The 15,811-nt window shown below is 56.7% G+C and carries 13 protein-coding genes and 1 pseudogene; 6 read left to right on the top strand and 8 right to left on the bottom strand.

From position 1 onward, the window contains the following. Both moaB and ACWFTY_RS05015 read left to right on the top strand, forming a co-directional pair. Window positions 1-537: a molybdenum cofactor biosynthesis protein B gene (gene moaB / locus ACWFTY_RS05010; protein ID WP_447526278.1), complete on the top strand. Its 537-nt coding sequence runs from the start codon at window positions 1-3 to the stop codon at window positions 535-537. Window positions 538-669: 132 nt separating this feature from the next. Next, window positions 670-2,955 (top strand): adenosylcobalamin-dependent ribonucleoside-diphosphate reductase, encoded by a 2,286-nt coding sequence (locus ACWFTY_RS05015; RefSeq protein ID WP_447526279.1) that lies wholly within the window; start codon window positions 670-672, stop codon window positions 2,953-2,955. A gap of 118 nt (window positions 2,956-3,073) precedes the next feature. Here ACWFTY_RS05015 and ACWFTY_RS05020 read toward each other — a convergent pair whose 3' ends face one another. Then, window positions 3,074-4,351, bottom strand: coding sequence for an acyl-CoA dehydrogenase family protein (locus tag ACWFTY_RS05020; protein WP_417619469.1), 1,278 nt, complete (start codon window positions 4,349-4,351; stop codon window positions 3,074-3,076). 206 nt (window positions 4,352-4,557) lie between these two features. Here ACWFTY_RS05020 and hmpA point away from each other — a divergent pair, with 206 nt between their 5' ends. Both hmpA and ACWFTY_RS05030 read left to right on the top strand, forming a co-directional pair. Further along, a complete protein-coding gene (gene hmpA, locus ACWFTY_RS05025) occupies window positions 4,558-5,790 on the top strand; it encodes an NO-inducible flavohemoprotein (protein WP_447526280.1) in 1,233 nt (410 codons plus the stop codon). Window positions 5,791-6,171: 381 nt separating this feature from the next. Then, a complete protein-coding gene (locus ACWFTY_RS05030; RefSeq protein WP_447526281.1) occupies window positions 6,172-7,791 on the top strand; it encodes an acyl-CoA dehydrogenase family protein in 1,620 nt (539 codons plus the stop codon). 315 nt (window positions 7,792-8,106) lie between these two features. Here the strand turns inward: ACWFTY_RS05030 and ACWFTY_RS05035 are convergent. After that, window positions 8,107-8,246: pseudogene (locus tag ACWFTY_RS05035) on the bottom strand (IS5/IS1182 family transposase); the annotation flags it as partial. Here ACWFTY_RS05035 and ACWFTY_RS05040 point away from each other — a divergent pair. Continuing rightward, window positions 8,184-8,408, top strand: coding sequence for a hypothetical protein (locus ACWFTY_RS05040; protein WP_417619462.1), 225 nt, complete (start codon window positions 8,184-8,186; stop codon window positions 8,406-8,408). The pseudogene ACWFTY_RS05035 and the gene ACWFTY_RS05040 overlap by 63 nt on opposite strands. A 231-nt stretch (window positions 8,409-8,639) precedes the next feature. After that, the gene (locus ACWFTY_RS05045; RefSeq protein ID WP_447526282.1) at window positions 8,640-9,404 is read left to right on the top strand and encodes an IS5 family transposase; all 765 of its coding nucleotides are present in this window, start codon (window positions 8,640-8,642) and stop codon (window positions 9,402-9,404) included. A gap of 66 nt (window positions 9,405-9,470) precedes the next feature. Here the strand turns inward: ACWFTY_RS05045 and ACWFTY_RS05050 are convergent, their stop codons facing one another. From ACWFTY_RS05050 to ACWFTY_RS05075, 6 genes are read right to left on the bottom strand one after another with little or no spacing between them, the layout of a single operon-like run. Further along, window positions 9,471-10,271 carry an LPD7 domain-containing protein gene (locus tag ACWFTY_RS05050; protein ID WP_447526283.1) on the bottom strand — a complete coding sequence of 267 codons (801 nt, stop codon included), beginning with the start codon at window positions 10,269-10,271 and terminating at the stop codon, window positions 9,471-9,473. After that, window positions 10,264-12,099 (bottom strand): type IV secretory system conjugative DNA transfer family protein, encoded by a 1,836-nt coding sequence (locus ACWFTY_RS05055; RefSeq protein WP_447526284.1) that lies wholly within the window; start codon window positions 12,097-12,099, stop codon window positions 10,264-10,266. The genes ACWFTY_RS05050 and ACWFTY_RS05055 overlap by 8 nt, the downstream gene beginning before the upstream one ends. Next, a complete protein-coding gene (virB11, locus tag ACWFTY_RS05060; RefSeq protein WP_447526285.1) occupies window positions 12,071-13,081 on the bottom strand; it encodes a P-type DNA transfer ATPase VirB11 in 1,011 nt (336 codons plus the stop codon). Before virB11 ends, ACWFTY_RS05055 begins: the two co-directional genes overlap by 29 nt. Next, the gene (gene virB10 / locus ACWFTY_RS05065) at window positions 13,081-14,268 is read right to left on the bottom strand and encodes a type IV secretion system protein VirB10 (protein ID WP_447526286.1); all 1,188 of its coding nucleotides are present in this window, start codon (window positions 14,266-14,268) and stop codon (window positions 13,081-13,083) included. Before virB10 ends, virB11 begins: the two co-directional genes overlap by 1 nt. Beyond that, window positions 14,265-15,125 carry a P-type conjugative transfer protein VirB9 gene (gene virB9 / locus ACWFTY_RS05070; protein ID WP_447526287.1) on the bottom strand — a complete coding sequence of 287 codons (861 nt, stop codon included), beginning with the start codon at window positions 15,123-15,125 and terminating at the stop codon, window positions 14,265-14,267. Before virB9 ends, virB10 begins: the two co-directional genes overlap by 4 nt. Next, window positions 15,122-15,808 (bottom strand): virB8 family protein, encoded by a 687-nt coding sequence (locus ACWFTY_RS05075; protein ID WP_447526288.1) that lies wholly within the window; start codon window positions 15,806-15,808, stop codon window positions 15,122-15,124. Before ACWFTY_RS05075 ends, virB9 begins: the two co-directional genes overlap by 4 nt. Window positions 15,809-15,811: the final 3 nt, after the last annotated feature.

The raw sequence follows: 15,811 nt of genomic DNA on the forward strand, positions 1-15,811 counted from the left end.
ATGGCCGGCATTGACGAAACACTGACCTTCTATCCGCTTAAAATAGCGGTGATGACGATTTCCGACACCCGTACCGAAGAAACCGACACGTCGGGCCAATTGCTGATCGAAAGACTGACCGGGGCAGGACATCAGCATGCCGCCCATGCCATCGTCACCGACGATATTGCGGCGATCCGCGCGCAGGTTCAGCAATGGATCGATGATCCTGACGTTGAAATCATCGTCACCACCGGCGGAACCGGCTTTACCGAGCGCGATGTGACCCCCGAAGCCATCAAGCCCCTGTTCGGGCGTGATATGGATGGTTTCTCGGTGGTGTTTCACCAAGCAAGCCTTGGCACCATTGGCGTTTCAACCTTGCAGTCTCGGGCTTTTGCCGGACAGGCCGGCGACACCTTCATCTTCAGCGTTCCCGGATCCACCGGAGCGTGCCGCGATGCGTGGGATCTCGTGTTGAATATGGAATTCGACAGCCGCCACCGCCCCTGTTCGATCGCCGGCATGGTGCCGCGCTTGCATGGGCTTTGCGCTTAAGGCTGTCGATGCCGCGCGCGATACTGGGCACGCATCAGTCATAATTCTCACCCTTAAAATTGATATATATCAAGAATACTTGTGTCCAGAGAGCTATTACTACCCCCATATGTGGTGTCGAGGGAGTAGATAATGAAATTCAGCAACGCGCTCGCTAGGGAAATTTGGGACGGAAAATATCGGTTCAACCCCGATGACGGCCGCCGGTCAGACAAGACGGTAGATGATATGATCGAGCGCGTATCCCGCGCGGTCGCCGAAGCGGAAATACCAAAACTGCGGAAAAAATGGGCCGGCCGCTTCGCCGAAGCCCTGACCGATTTCCGGTTCATCCCCGGAGGAAGAATCCTCGCCGGGGCTGGAACCGAACGCCGCGTAACCCTGTTCAACTGTTTTGTAATGGGCGCGATTCCCGACAGCCTTGACGGCATATTTGCGCATCTGGGCGAGGCTGCAAGGACCATGCAGCAGGGTGGCGGCGTCGGAATGGATTTTTCCACCATCCGGCCCAGGGGAAGTCTGGTCAAGGGCGTTGCGTCCGATGCTTCCGGACCGCTCAGTTTTATGGACTGCTGGGACTCGATGTGCCGCACGGTCATGTCCGCCGGCCAGCGCCGCGGCGCAATGATGGGCTGCATGCAAATCGGGCATCCGGATATCGAGGAATTTATCGACGCCAAGCATGACCGCACCCGCCTGCGCAATTTCAATCTCTCGGTGCTTGTCTCCGATGCGTTCATGGAATGCCTCGCCCGGAAAGGCGACTGGCCGCTGGTCTTTGACGGCAAAGTCCATCGCACCGTTGCCGCGGTCGATCTGTGGGAGCGGTTGATGCGCTCGACCTATGACACAGCCGAACCCGGGGTCATTTTCATCGACCGGGTCAACCAGCAGAATAATCTGCAATATTGCGAAACCATCAGCGCCAGCAATCCGTGCGGTGAACAGATGTTGCCGCCATATGGCGCCTGTCTGCTGGGCTCGATCAATCTGGCGGCATTGGTAGAAGGTCATTTTACGAAAGCGGCGCAAATCGATGATATGGCACTGGTCAAGCTGGTTACCACTGCCGTCCGGTTTCTCGACAATGTGGTCGATATTTCGCTCTTTCCACTGCCGCAGCAGGAAGCCGAAGCCAAGGCAAAGCGTCGCATTGGTCTGGGCATCACCGGGCTTGCCGATGCTTTGCTATTTTGTGGCAAGGCCTATGGCTCCGATGAAGCCGCAGACCTGACCCGCCACTGGCTGGGCCTTATCAAACGCTCTGCCTATCGCGCATCCGCAGCTTTGGCCGAAGAAAAGGGCAGTTTCCCGGTATATGCTAGGAAGATTCTCAAACAGCCCGGTCTGGCAACGCTCGATGCCAAAACCCGCAAACAGATAAAGGAACATGGGCTGCGAAACGGCTGCCTGACGTCGATTGCGCCCACCGGCACGACGTCATTGCTGGCCGGCAACGTCTCGTCCGGTATCGAACCGGTCTTCGCCTATTCCTACAACCGGCGCATCCTGAATAAGGACGGCAGCGCCCGCGAGGAAAAGGTCGAGGACTATGCCATGCAAAAATGGCGGGAACTCCGGTGCGATGAAGTTCCTCCAGCGGACCTGTTTGTCAGCGCCCAGAATCTCGCTCCGTTGGATCATCTCAAAATGCTCGCAGCGGCGCAGGAACTGATCGACAGTTCGATCTCGAAAACCATCAACTGTCCGGAAGATATTGATTTTAAATCTTTTGCCGACGTTTATGTCGAGGGTTATCGGCTCGGTTGCAAGGGCATGACGACCTACCGGCCCAATGCGATTACCGGCGCGGTCCTGAGCGTCGATAGTTCCGAAAACACGCTCGAGACGGATGAACAGTCGGCCGGGGAAACGCACCTGACCACGCTGGTGCCGCGCAAAGACCGGCTGACCGGCGCAACCTACAAGCTGAAATGGCCGCACAGCGCGCATGCCGTCTATGTCACGATCAACGACCTGATCGAAAATGGCAAGCAGCAGCCTTTCGAGATATTCATCAACTCCAAGAATATGGAACATTATGCCTGGACGCTCGGACTGACGCGGATGATTTCCGCCGTGTTCCGGCGCGGCGGCGATGTCGCCTTTGTCCACGAGGAGCTCAAGGCGGTTTTCGATCCCGGCGGCGGCAGCTGGATCCAGGGCCGCTATGTCCCCTCCCTGCTCGCGGCGATCGGTTCGATCATCGAGCGCCATATGCAGGGCGCCGAACATGTCGCTGTCGCCGGCGTCTCGGCAACGGATGCTTTTGTGCGGCAGGATCTGCAGGCTTCTCCTAGGCAAATTCCGGAAGATGAAAGGCCGACGGAATGCTGCAGACAATGCGGCAGTCTGTCGCTGATCAGAAAGGAAGGCTGCGATAGCTGCTTGGACTGCGGCTATTCCAGATGCGGGTAGAGTGACCCGCACCAGCACCCGAATGGAGCGCATTCGCCATGCGACAAAAGCGGACTTTCAGTGGGTCAGCATTTTACCGCGCTGCGATCAGCGGTCGAAATAGCTGTCTCGCCGTAGATCAGCCCGCTCCGAAATCGGATTGCTTTTGATCCCTCCATGCATTCATGCGTTCGCCATGCCGGCGCAACTCGATCCGCGCAATCGACCGCAAGTGGACCTCGTCGGGACCATCCGCAATCCGCAGCGCGCGCATGCCGGCATAAGCCTCGGCGAGGCCGAAGTCATCGGACAGTCCGCCCGCACCATGGGCCTGCATGGCATGGTCCAGCACACGCAAGGCGGTTCTGGGTGCGGCGACCTTGATCATCGCAATTTCAAGTTTGGCGGTTTTATTGTCTGTCTTGTCCATCATGTCAGCGGATTTGAGGCAAAGAAGCCGGGTCATTTCGATGTCGATCCTCGCTTCGCCCAAGCGCTGCTCCCATATGGACTGGTCGGCAAGCCGCTTGCCGAAGGCAATTCTGGACAAAAGCCTGTCGGTCATTTTTTCGAGCGCGACCTCGGCAGCACCGATAGCGCGCATGCAATGATGGATCCGGCCGGGTCCGAGACGGCCCTGGGCGATTTCAAATCCCCGACCTTCTCCCAGGAGAATGTTGGACACCGGCACCCGGACATCGCGCAACAGTACCTCCGCGTGACCATGAGGGGCACCGTCATAGCCAAAGACGGGAAGCATCCGGACGACTTCCACGCCGGGCGTATCCATCGGCACCAATATCTGGGACTGCTGCTGATGCGGAACGGCATCTGGGTCGGTTTTGCCCATCACCACCGCCAGCTTGCAGCGGCTGTCCCCCACGCCCGACGACCACCATTTTCGTCCGTTGATGACGTAAAACTCTCCATCCCGCCGGATCGAAGTCTGGATATTGGTGGCATCGGACGAAGCGACATCCGGCTCGGTCATAAGAAATGCCGAACGGATCTCTCCATCAAGCAGCGGGCGCAGCCACGCCGTCTTTTGTTCCGGCGTGCCGTAGCGGTGCAGGATTTCCATATTTCCGGTGTCCGGCGCCGAGCAATTGAAGGCTTCGGACGCGAAGCTGACGCGCCCCATTTCTTCGGCGCACAGGGCATATTCGAGATTGGACAAGCCCGCCCCGTGATAATGTTCATCATCATGTTCGGATGGCGGCAGGAACAGGTTCCACAATCCTTCGGCATAGGCTCGCGCTTTCAGTTCCTCGATGATCGGCGGCACATCCCATCGCGATTCCGGCGAATCGTGCACCTGAGACCGGTATTTTTCGGCAGCGGGAATAACATGGCCCGTCATGAATGCGCGGACGCGATCACGCCAGGCCAATTGTCGATCCGAGAGGGAGAAATCCATGGTGCAAGATGCCTTTCGCGTTCCGGAAATTCTGGGCGATGCAAGCCTACCCTGCTGGCCTTTTCCACCGCATCCTTGGCCAGCTTAGCGCAATGGCGGTGCAGATGAATTGATCTGGATCATTTGACGGAAACGAGCTTGCAAAGCAGATTCGGCCCGCCTAACGCATAACATGCATATCAAATACATTTTTAAAGGACAGAAAATTGCTCAACCAGAATACCATAGATATCGTCAAATCCACGGCGCCCGTTCTTCAGCAACATGGCGAAACGCTGACCCGTCATTTCTACCAGCGGATGTTCTCCCACAATCCTGAAGTGGGTCCGTTTTTCAATCCGGCGAACCAGGCCGAAGGAACGCAGCAACGCGCTCTGGCCGGAGCGATATGCGCCTACGCCGCCAATATCGACAATCTTGAAGTGCTGGGCGGCGCCGTCGAGCTCATCGCCAACAAGCACGTGTCGCTGATGGTGAAGCCCGAACATTATCCGATTGTCGGCGAGAATCTGCTCGCATCGATCAGTGAAGTCCTGGGGGATGGCGCGACCGATCAGGTCATTGACGCCTGGGCCGAAGCCTATGGTTTTCTGACCGACATTCTGGTGGGCCGCGAACAGCAATTATACAGGGACAGCGCCACCAAAGACGGCGGCTGGGAAGGCTTCCGGACCTTCAGGATCGACAGGAAGGACCAGGAGAGCGAGAATATCACATCCTTCTATCTCAAGCCGGAAGATGGCGGCGCCCTGCCGGGATTCATGCCGGGCCAATATATCACCCTCCGGGTTCCCACTGCCGACGGATCGACGACGATGCGCAATTACAGCCTGTCAAACCAGCCGGGCCGCGACTATTTCCGAATCAGTGTCAAAAGGGAAGTCGCGCCGTCTGCCGGTGCGCCCGACGGATATGTCTCGAACCTGCTGCACGACAATATGGCCGAAGGCGACACGCTGGAAATCGGGCCACCCTGCGGCGAGTTTTTTCTCAATGTCAAAGACCGTCACGAACGCCCGCTGGTGCTGCTGGCTGCCGGAATCGGCATCACGCCGATCATGAGCATCCTGAAGGCAACGCTGAATGCCATGCCCAGCCGCGAGATCATCCTCATCCATGGCTGCCTGAATGATGACGTCCAGCCGTTCAAGCCCTTCATCGACCAATTGGCCCTCGAGCATCCCAATCTGAAAGCGCATTTTCGCTACAGCGACATGGCAGAGGATGTTGTGCTCGCGGAGGAAAATTGTTCGGCCGGAATGGTCGATGCGGAACTGATTGAATCCCTGATCCCAAGCCGTCATGCCGATTATTATTTCTGCGGTCCGAAGCCTTTCATGGTGAATATATATCAGGATCTGCTGATATGGGGTATCCCGGCCTCGCAGGTCCATTTTGAATTTTTCGGACCGCGAGAGGCGCTCGAACAGGCGGCCTGATAGCGCGCCCGGGCTGCGTCCGGCCTGTTCCGGTCGCAGCCCGGGTGGCGGGCCGGAAGCCGCCCGGCTGATGACCGACATATCCATCCGATGGCGACATCCGGGCGTTCTCCGTTGATCCACTGGGTTTTTACCATCCCGGCAGACCGGCCACCGGCGTCTGAACAGGGAGAGGATCCTGTTGCCGGGAAGCTCGAGATAATTGCGCAAGGATCCGAGAGCTGCCTGGTCTTTGCGCGGGATCAAATTATTGGACGGATTTGCCCGATATGCAGGCTGGGCGTACAAGCGGATGGAGGCCCTTGCAGATGCCCGGGCCGGCATGGCATTTGTGATAACGAGCTGGCGGAGCACTGCGCCAGCACTGAGAAGGAACCGATCATGAAAATCCTCCGCCCCATCGAAACTCTCGATACGCATGAAGTAACCAACCAGCCGCCGCCGCTGGAAGCTTTCGACCGTTTTGGCTCGGATCGCGCGCTGCGCGACGCGGTGGCGATGGCCGGGGCAGCTTGCCATCTCGACCGGCTGGGCAGCTTCGGAAAGCGTACTGGCTCGACCGAAGTAATTGGCTGGGGAGAAGCTGCGAACCGGAACCCGCCCGTTCTTGAAACGCATGACCGCTTCGGTCATCGTATCGACGAGGTGCGGTTCCACCCCGCTTATCACCAGTTGATGGCACTGGGCCTCGACGAGGGCGTCGCCGCTTCTGCGTGGGACGGAACCGAGGCCGGGCACACGCTCCACGCTGCCCTGAGCTTTCTTCTGGGCCAGGCCGAGGCTGGAACTGGCTGTCCAATGACAATGACTTATGCCGCGGTCGCGGCGCTCGGCCTCGATCCTGAAATCGGCGGCGAATGGATACCCCGGATCACGGCCTCGCGCTATGACTCCGCAACCCGCCCTGCCTGGGAGAAAGCCGGCGTTACGATCGGCATGGCGATGACCGAAAAACAGGGCGGTTCGGACGTTCGCGCTAATACTACCAGGGCCGAACCTGCTGATGGTGCCTATCGGCTCACCGGTCACAAATGGTTCTGTTCGGCGCCGATGTGCGACGCGTTCCTGACGCTGGCCTATGCCGAGGGAGGGCTTAGCTGTTTCCTCGTTCCGCGCTGGACACCAGATGGCGAACGCAATGCAGGTTTTCGCGTCATGCGGCTCAAGGACAAGCTCGGCGACCGGTCCAACGCATCATCGGAAGTCGAATTTCATCAGGCTTATGCGCAGCGCCTCGGCGAAGAGGGACGCGGCGTGCCGACCATCATCCAGATGGTGCAGCATACGCGGCTTGATTGCATTGTCGGTTCAGCGGCGACAATGCGTGCTGCGCTGGCCGAGGCGCTTTGGCACACGGCCCACCGGACAGTTTTTCAGCGCGGCTTGGCTGATCAGCCCGCAATGGCGGCGGTGCTAGCCGATCTCGCGGTGGAGAGCGAGGCGGCGACCATGCTGGCGTTTCGGCTGGCGGCGGCGTTTGACGCCCGGGAACCGCTTGCGCGGCTGCTCACGCCAATCGCCAAATATTGGGTCTGCAAACGCGCGCCCGGCATGGTTTATGAAGCGATGGAGTGCCTGGGTGGCGGCGGTTATGTCGAGAGCGGCCCGATGCCGCGCCTGTTCCGCCAGTCGCCGTTGAATGCGATCTGGGAAGGCTCCGGCAATGTCATCGCACTTGATGTTCTGCGCGCGATGGGGCGCGAGCCCGAAGCAGTGGATGCCTTGCGAGTATTTCTTGCCACCGCGCGTGGCCGTTTTCCCGCGTACGATAAGTGGATCGACGGCCTCGATTTTGGCGATGCTGGTGAACACCATGCCCGCCATACCGTCGAACGGCTGGCTTTGGCGGCTCAGGGCGCGGTTTTGATTGCCGCGAACAGCCCGGTTGCCGAAGCCTTTTGCCGCCTGCGCTTGGATCGACCGGCATTTGCCTATGGAGCGTCCGGCGCTGCCATCGACACGCGCGAAATCATCGAACGGGCGACACCGACGCTTGGTTGAAGCGCCTGCATCGCAGACCCCGGCAGGCATTGGTGAACGGACAGCTATGCAAACCAGCCACCCAAAACCACGCGATGCACATGCCCCGTCCTTTCTCGCACGTCCGCATTCGATAGGGTAATGGCAGAGGACTATCTGAGCGCAGTCGTTCGCGATGCGGTGAGTGCAATGGAAACATCACCCGGAGCCATCGACCTTGACTTTTCGATTGATGATTTTCCGCTTTCCACTCATATCCGGGTGGCATCAGCCCACCAGCGCTCGAAGCAAAGTGGCTTGATGAAGTTCAGTGACCGGCGCAAAACCGGTAAAAGTCCAAGGCTTCAAATGATCACGGATGCCCGACAAATCAACGGCCGGTCCATCGTCCGCAGGAGAGGATCAGGCGACACATGATCTTCCAAACTGAAGCCGTAAAACAGCGTTTCCTGCATCACCGTTCGCTCGCCCATCATCGCAGTACCTCCCGCTTCCACAGAAATACTGAATCACATCTCTACAACGCTGGCAAGATCGACTTTTTCAACACAATCCGCCCAGATGTTGCCATGATGGTGCGACTGCTTCGAGTTCAGGCAATGGCAGCTTCCAGGAACGAGCGTCGATCTTGGGAATGACGTCAATTGGGCGCGAAGCAGACATACGATTAGGCTCGCGCGAGCGTCCACTTTGGGTCGTAGAGGTCATTTTTACTTCTGACTACATACACCTTCGGCGGAACCTTTTGCGCTGTTTAAATGGTGTAAGTGTCTGACCCGAAATTAAGTTGAGTGGTATCAGTAGTTTAGCTTGACGCTCCATGTGATCGTTGATTCAGCGGTTTTGCAACGAACCAAAGGAAATCAACGATGTGGACTGACACCACTCGGGCGCAATATGCACGCTCTGGGCTGGCTTTGCCATGCGATTTGACCGACGGGGAATGGGGGTTGTTAGAGCCTTTTTTTCCACCGCCATCATTGGTGGGCCGCCCGCGCAAATGGCCGATGCTGCCCCCTGGCTTCCCTCCACCAACCACTGTGCAGCGCTGGTTCTATGCGTGGCGCGATGATGGTACATGGGAGCGGATCAACCATTGCCTCGTGCAGGATGCGCGGATTGCGCAGGACAGCGAGGCCTCGCCCAGCGCCGGTGTGATCGACAGCCAGAGCGTCAAGACCACGGAAAGCGGCGGAGTACGGGGCTATGATGCAGGCAAGAAGGTCAAGGGCTGCAAGCGCCATATCATCACCGATACCAATGGCTATCTGGTCCATGCCATTGTCCATGCTGCCGATATACAAGACCGTGACGGCGCTCCGCTGGTCCTGGCAGATATCCGCTCCAGTTTCCCATGGCTCCGTCACGTCTTCGCCGATGGAGGCTATGCTGGAGGCAAACTCAAACAGGCGCTGACAAAGATCGGTGACTGGACCATTGAGATCATCAAACGCTCCGATCATGTGAAAGGCTTCCATGTTCTGCCCCGCCGCTGGGTCGTAGAACGCACCTTTGCCTGGCTGAACCGAAACCGCCGCCTGGCCAAAGACTTTGAACAAACTATCGCTTCTGCAACCGCTTGGCTCTTTATGGCTTCCGTCCAACTCCTTGCCAGACGGATCGCAAGACCATGATATCAAACATAATAATTATGAGTCAGACTCTAAGATATTTCTTGGTGTTCCCGACGCTGCGCTATCTCATCGCGATCGACCATCGCGGCTCAAAGCTTGATCTTGTGTGAGTTCCCGCACTCTCTGAGCCTGCTGGTTTCGTATCTGAATTGCGGCGATACTGTCTCCGCTGGCAATTCGCCGCGCAACATCATGACGTTTCGCTTCAACTTCCTTCGACGCTTTGACCGGATCATCGGGATATTTTGCACGCGTAATCGAAATGGTTTGGGCGACCAGACTCTGCGCGCGCCGCAGCTCCGGGTCACGCGCGTTTTCCTCATGCGTCTGGTTTAGGAAGCGGTCCGAGAGGGTTTTGAATGTTTTTGTTTCATCGACCGCGCCAACCGATTTGCTATTTGGCTTTTTGTCCTCGCGGCGTTTCTCGCGTTCTGCAATTCTTGCTTGCAAACGCTCGGCTTCGGCACGGACAATTTTGGACGGTTTGTAATTCTCAACCGTAAGTCCCTGCGCTGCGGCGGCAAGGAATGCAGCCTTCTTGAATTTGTCGCCGCCGTTGATCCTGACCGATGTCCACCCATTAGCTTTTGCAATGCGCAAAATATCAGGCAGAGCATCGATATTGCTGGTTTTGAGGCGGTCTGGTTCCAAGCGAACCAGTGGCCTTTTGTCATCCGAAGTTCTGTAAATCTTATTGCCGACACGCAGGAATCTTCCTGTCAAATCATCGGTAATCGTGGGTTTTTCGGCTTTTCGCTTTGGCTTTTTGGAAATGCTTTTGTCAGGCGTTAATTTGGATAGATCGGCTTTTGATTTGGCAGCACTGCCTCTTTTGGACGAAGAGTCGCCTTCGAGTTTATCAGCCATTTTCGTCTCCTTCATATAGCGTTCCGGTCACCTTGCCGTTGCGATTTATGGTCACCAGATCGGCCATATGGCTTGGGCAATCGTGTGTCATAATATCTTCCTGTTTCATTGCTCTTGTATCGTGTCCGGCTAATTCATCGTCGGTCATGTCCCGAAATGGTGCCTGAAAATCAGCGGTTTGTGGTCTTTTCGTGGCGACCGGCACCTCGGGAGGCGGGAAGGCGCGCCGTTTGAAGAAGCGGTTTTTGAAAAAGGCGATTTTCGTGCCGATGATCGGCGGAATACCACCACGTAGCAGGATCAGTCTGTCCGCTGGAAATTGCATCAGTTCCTGCGGCAGCATCAAAGCGCGGCGTTGCTCTGAAATAGATTTTGAACGGTTGGCTAGTAAGCCGTTGATAGTGAGCGACTTGGTAACGCTTTCCTGTCCCACATAGCCGATGCGTTCGGACAAATCGTTGGCAACGCGCAGTTCCTTGGGTGTGAATGCCACTTCGACACCGCAATTGGCTACGATTTCATCGGCGACATGCTCGCCGTAAACACCGCGCAGTTGCGAGCGCGACTGAATGACCGGAAGGAGCCTGATCCCGTACCCTGCGACATAGGAAAAGGCGCTGGCAATCACCGATGCGCGGCCAAGCCGCGCAAATTCATCAAGGATGACCAACACTGGTATCGGCGTGGTCTCACCCGGTAGTTCTCGAACGTTGAGGTCAATAAGCTGCTGGAACAGGAGATTGTAGAGCGGGGCTATGCGGTCCAGTTCATCGGGTGATACACCAAGGTAGATCGAGATAGGGCGTTTGCGGAGCTGGCGAAGATCGAAGTCGCTTGCTGCGGTCGCGGCGTCAACCAGGGGGTTGAGCCAAAGACCGAGGACGTTTGTGATCGTTTTCTTGACGTCAGCAAAGCTATTGTCTGAACCACCAGCAAAATCAGCAAGGGCGGTCCGGCATCCGACCGACAAGTTCAATTCGGGATTGCCCAGTTCCTTTTTGAAAAAGCCGCGCGCATCGCCTTCGTTCAAGTGGCGATAGATTGCGCCCATCGTTAGAGGCTCGTCGCTGGTTTCGGCAATCCATGCACCGACACCAGCAAATCCGGTCCGTGCGCCGTTGGCCCAAAAGGCTTCGCCGTGATCGGGCGCAACAAACAGCATTGTCGCGATCTTTTGCAATTCGATGATGACATCATCTGGATCATCGCGGTTGATGTAGGCCAGCGGATTGTAACGGGCAGTGCGACCTTCACGGTCAGTTGGATTGAGCAAATAGACGTCCTGACCGTAATGGGCGCGAAACCCTGCGCTGGCGTCGTAATTTTCGCGTTTTACGTCAAGGACGACAACCGAGCCTTGCCATGTCAGCAGGTTGGGAATGACAATACCGGTGCCTTTGCCCGAGCGAGTTGGAGCTTCGACGATGACATGCTCGCTGCCACCAAAGGTCAGGAAACGGCCCCCCTTGCGGCCGAGGACGATTCCGACACTGCTACGAAAGCCCTGGCGCTTTATCTCGCTTTCACGGGCAAAGCGCGCAGCTCCATGCAGCGGCGCACCGCGCGGCCAAAGCGCATAGATTAGGCCAATCAGGAGTAAGCCGCCGCCGATCAAACCGCCCGCCATCGCCCGGACAACTTGAGGATCACCGCGATAATACCAGACGAACTGCGGCATTTTGAGCGGATCATAGGCGGTGACGGGCAGGCCTAGAATAAGCCACCCAATCATACTGGCTATGGCGAGTGCAATGAGCAGCCCGAACGGGATTGCGATGAGTAATCTTAATGCCCCGCCGTCAGGCGGCGTGCCTGCCTTCTGGGTCATAATAGATCTCCGTCACCCGAAATTTGCCGTCAGTCTTTTTGATTTGCACGACGCAATCGACAAGCATTTTTAGCAACGCCCGAATATCATCGCGGGCCAGGTCGGAGCCGCCCTCACTTTCCTTGACCAGCAAGGTTAGTTGTTCGAAGGCCAGTTCTGCGGAATCAGCATGGATGGTGGTGATTGATCCGGGATGGCCTGAGTTGACGTTGCGTAGGTAAAAGAAAGCCGTTCCATCTCGCAGCTCCTGGAGCAAAATGCGGTCCGGACGCATCCTGAGCGCGCTTTCTAGCAAATGCTTAGCAGTAACATTGGCGGTGCCTTGTCCATCTTTTGCATAGAGCATGTGCACGACATTCTTCTGGGGGACGATCAGTTCGCGCGTATCTTCGATGGTTAGGAGCCGTTCTTCAGGAGGGATCAACTGAATCAATCCCTTGGAAAATGTAGTCTTGCCCGAGCCGGTTGCACCCGAGATGAGAATGTTAAGCTTTGCTTTAACCGCAGCATCGAAGAACTCGACATGATGACCCTCGCGAAGCAGTGTGAGTAAGTCTAGCTCATGCTGGCTCACCTTCTTTTCAGCAATCCGAGTGTTTTTGAACAAGCCCGCTGCTTCGAAATCATCCAATGTCATAGACACACTTGATGGCTTGCGAATGGTGATTGAGACCGTTTCATCGGGGATAACCGGCGGGACAATGATTTGCACCCGCTCGCCGCTCGGAAAGATGGTTGAAACTATCGGATTTTCACGAGTAATATCTTGCGCTGTATAGGCGGCTGCAGCAGTTGCCAGCGCCATAAGCGTCTTGAAATCGAGCGAAGGCTCGTTTTCCCAAGTCCAGCGTCCGCCCCGCTCAATGCCGACTTCACCGGGAATGTTGATGACCAGTTCGGTGACGCTCTCATCAACCAGATATTTAGCTAAAGGCTGGGTTACGCTGTCCAGAACTGCTGTGTTTTTGCCCGGCGCGGCCATTATTTAAGCGCGAGGCCGTAAACGGTCGAGAAATCGAAATCTTGCGCGACGGTTATGCCAACATCTTCGCCGTGATTTTTTCTCAGCACCGGCTTGATGTCGCCGTTCTGTTGCAAGACGGTGGATGCAGCGTCGGATGGAACGCGCGTCGTGTTCGAGCCACTATTGCCGACCGCTTCCGCCCCAACGGTTGCTGCATCTTCGACAAGGCTGAAAAGCAGGGCGGTGCCAAATCGCTTCCAGAAAAAGCTATCGACCTTACCGTCCACACCGCCGCGACCTAGTGCGTCGGTAGCTGGCGAACCCACGTCAATCGCTATCCCGCGCGGCGTAACGGCACGCGTCCACAGGACGAACAGCCGGTATTGTCCCCGATTGAGTCCGCCTTGATATTCGCCAAAGATTTTGGTGCCTTTCTCCATCAGCACAACCCGGCCATTGTCGGAATAGACATTGCGCGGGACAATGCAGCTCACATATCCCGGCTGACTTGAATCCATCGCGGTTTGCAGGACACACGGAATGAAGCTGCCTGCCGTGATCAGGAAATTTCGGTCGGGAAGCGGACGGGCCTGTGTCTGCCCGATAACTGATGCGCGCCGGAGCGTATCAAGATTGGTGGATTGCCGGGGCGAAGTCTCTCCGGTGTTTGCTCCACTACCAGCCGTATTATAGTTCGCTGCACTGCCTCCACCGGCGCGTTCACCCCCATAGGCAATAAGTGTTGACCGGCGCGCGGCTTCGCGCAGCGCTTCCGCTGGCGATTGCTGCCGCTGTTGCACGGGAGCCGGAGCTTGCGAGTATGGTGGCTGCTCGCCAATAGCTGGAACAACCGGCTCTCCGATTGGAATGGGCGCATTGGGATCTGTTCCCGCTTCTGCAAGCGTCGGTGCGATCACCGTTGCCGGATCATAATCTGCGGCTTCGAGTGCTGGTTTGGGTTTTGCGGGCGGTAATTCTGAATCGCCAGTCAGCCCGGTTCCAAGTGCCAGTACCGTAAACATAAGCGCGCCAGCGGCGGCGGCAAAGCCGATCATCTTTTTCGGGTCCATCGCCGTGCCGGGGATAGACGGCATTTTACTGCCGCGTTCGCCCGCAGGGCTGCGGTCGATTTCTTCTGGGTTAGGGGTTTGATCGACTTTGGCGTGTTCAGCGGCCCCGACGTTATTGACTGTGTCGGCCATCATCGTGTCTCCCCGTCATCTGTGCGTTCAACGATGCTTGATGCCGTCCCGGTTTTGGGATCGCGCCCATAAAAGTCCGGGGCTTCATTGAAGATGCACAGCACCTCTTTTCCGCGCCGCAAGCGGAGTCCGCTGAAAACACCGTGGACGACGACAAATTCATCGCGAACATCAAACGGAACGATGCTTTCCGTGCCATCCGGATTGATTGCAAATATCGCCGGGAGTTCGCGTTGGTTTGGGAAACGCAGAGCGGTAAATTGCCCGTTGTCAGTAATTTCAGAAGGCTGGATTTCCGATGATCCCTGAACGCTGTATTTGAGATTACGGGTGCCTTCGAGAACGCCAATATCAAGCGCCGAGCGTATTGCGCCTGATTGCAGCGCGACGGCCTGTGTGTATGCCGCTTGGGTAGCAGCAGCTTGCGCAGCCGCTTCCTCTTCGCGCGGATAGCGGAAGGCTACCTTAAAGAAGGTATCAGCGGTTCGTTCGCCTATCGCCCCGCGACGTGCGCTCAGCTCAAATGTATAGGTTTGGTTTCCTGTATTTGAACGCGTGATGACGATCAGATTGGTTGGGCCAGCTCGTTCGCGCGGCTTGATGAACAATGAATTTTCAGCCGGAGCAACTTCCCAGGATATAGTGTCGCCAAGCGCGACATGCTCTACCCGTTCGCTGGGCGAAAATACGATCTGCGTTGCCGACCGGAATACCCCTACAATGCGGAAAACCTGATTCTCGTCGTAGATGACTTCCCGGATACGGCTGTCTTGCGCCGTCGGCTGAGGGGTTTTGCCAGCCATGATTGGTGATGCGCTAAGCAGCATCGTCATTAACGCATAGTTTCTCAGATTTCTCATGGTGTGACCTCCAGATCAGCGCGGTAGGTTTGCACTTCCAGCCCCAGCGGATTTTTGAACCGCTGCTGTTCGGTAGTTGGTGTGTCCGTGGTATCGTAGGTCACGGTTGCGATGGCCTGGGTGTCTGTTACCCGCGACCCTTGCTGGAGTGATTTTGTGAAGCGTATTTGCGCAACATTCTCAGAAACGAAAGTGACCGATTTAACCGCGATGAATACCGTATCGAGATCGGTAAAGACGTTCTGCGGCGAGCTGGCATTGTCTTTGCTATAGAAGGCAGTCCAGCGTGCCTGTTCCTCGCGTGATGACATTGCCAGCACGCCCTCAAAAAACTCTTTGCGTGCTTGCGGTATCCAGCCCTCGCGGTTGCGGACATAATCGGCGAGGAAATATTTTGCGACCGCCTCATTATAGGTAATCTGGTTATCGCCCGTCATCTGCGAGGTAATCTCGCTTGCGCCGGTCGCCTTATCGACGGTGATAACGTAGGGAGCGACGGTTTTGAGAGGCGTCAGCATTGCAACAGCTACCACGCCGGTAATCGCAAGCCCGCTTGCTACTGCCGCTACTATCCAGGCGAGCCGCTTTGAACGACGCGCTGCGACAAAGCGGTCGCGGTCCCAACTTGCGCTTTCCGCAAAATAGGCTTTGAGATCATCTGTATCGGTGACGCCGCCAGCCATCGC

It is taken from the genome of Parasphingorhabdus sp. NYA22, assembly GCF_976973735.1.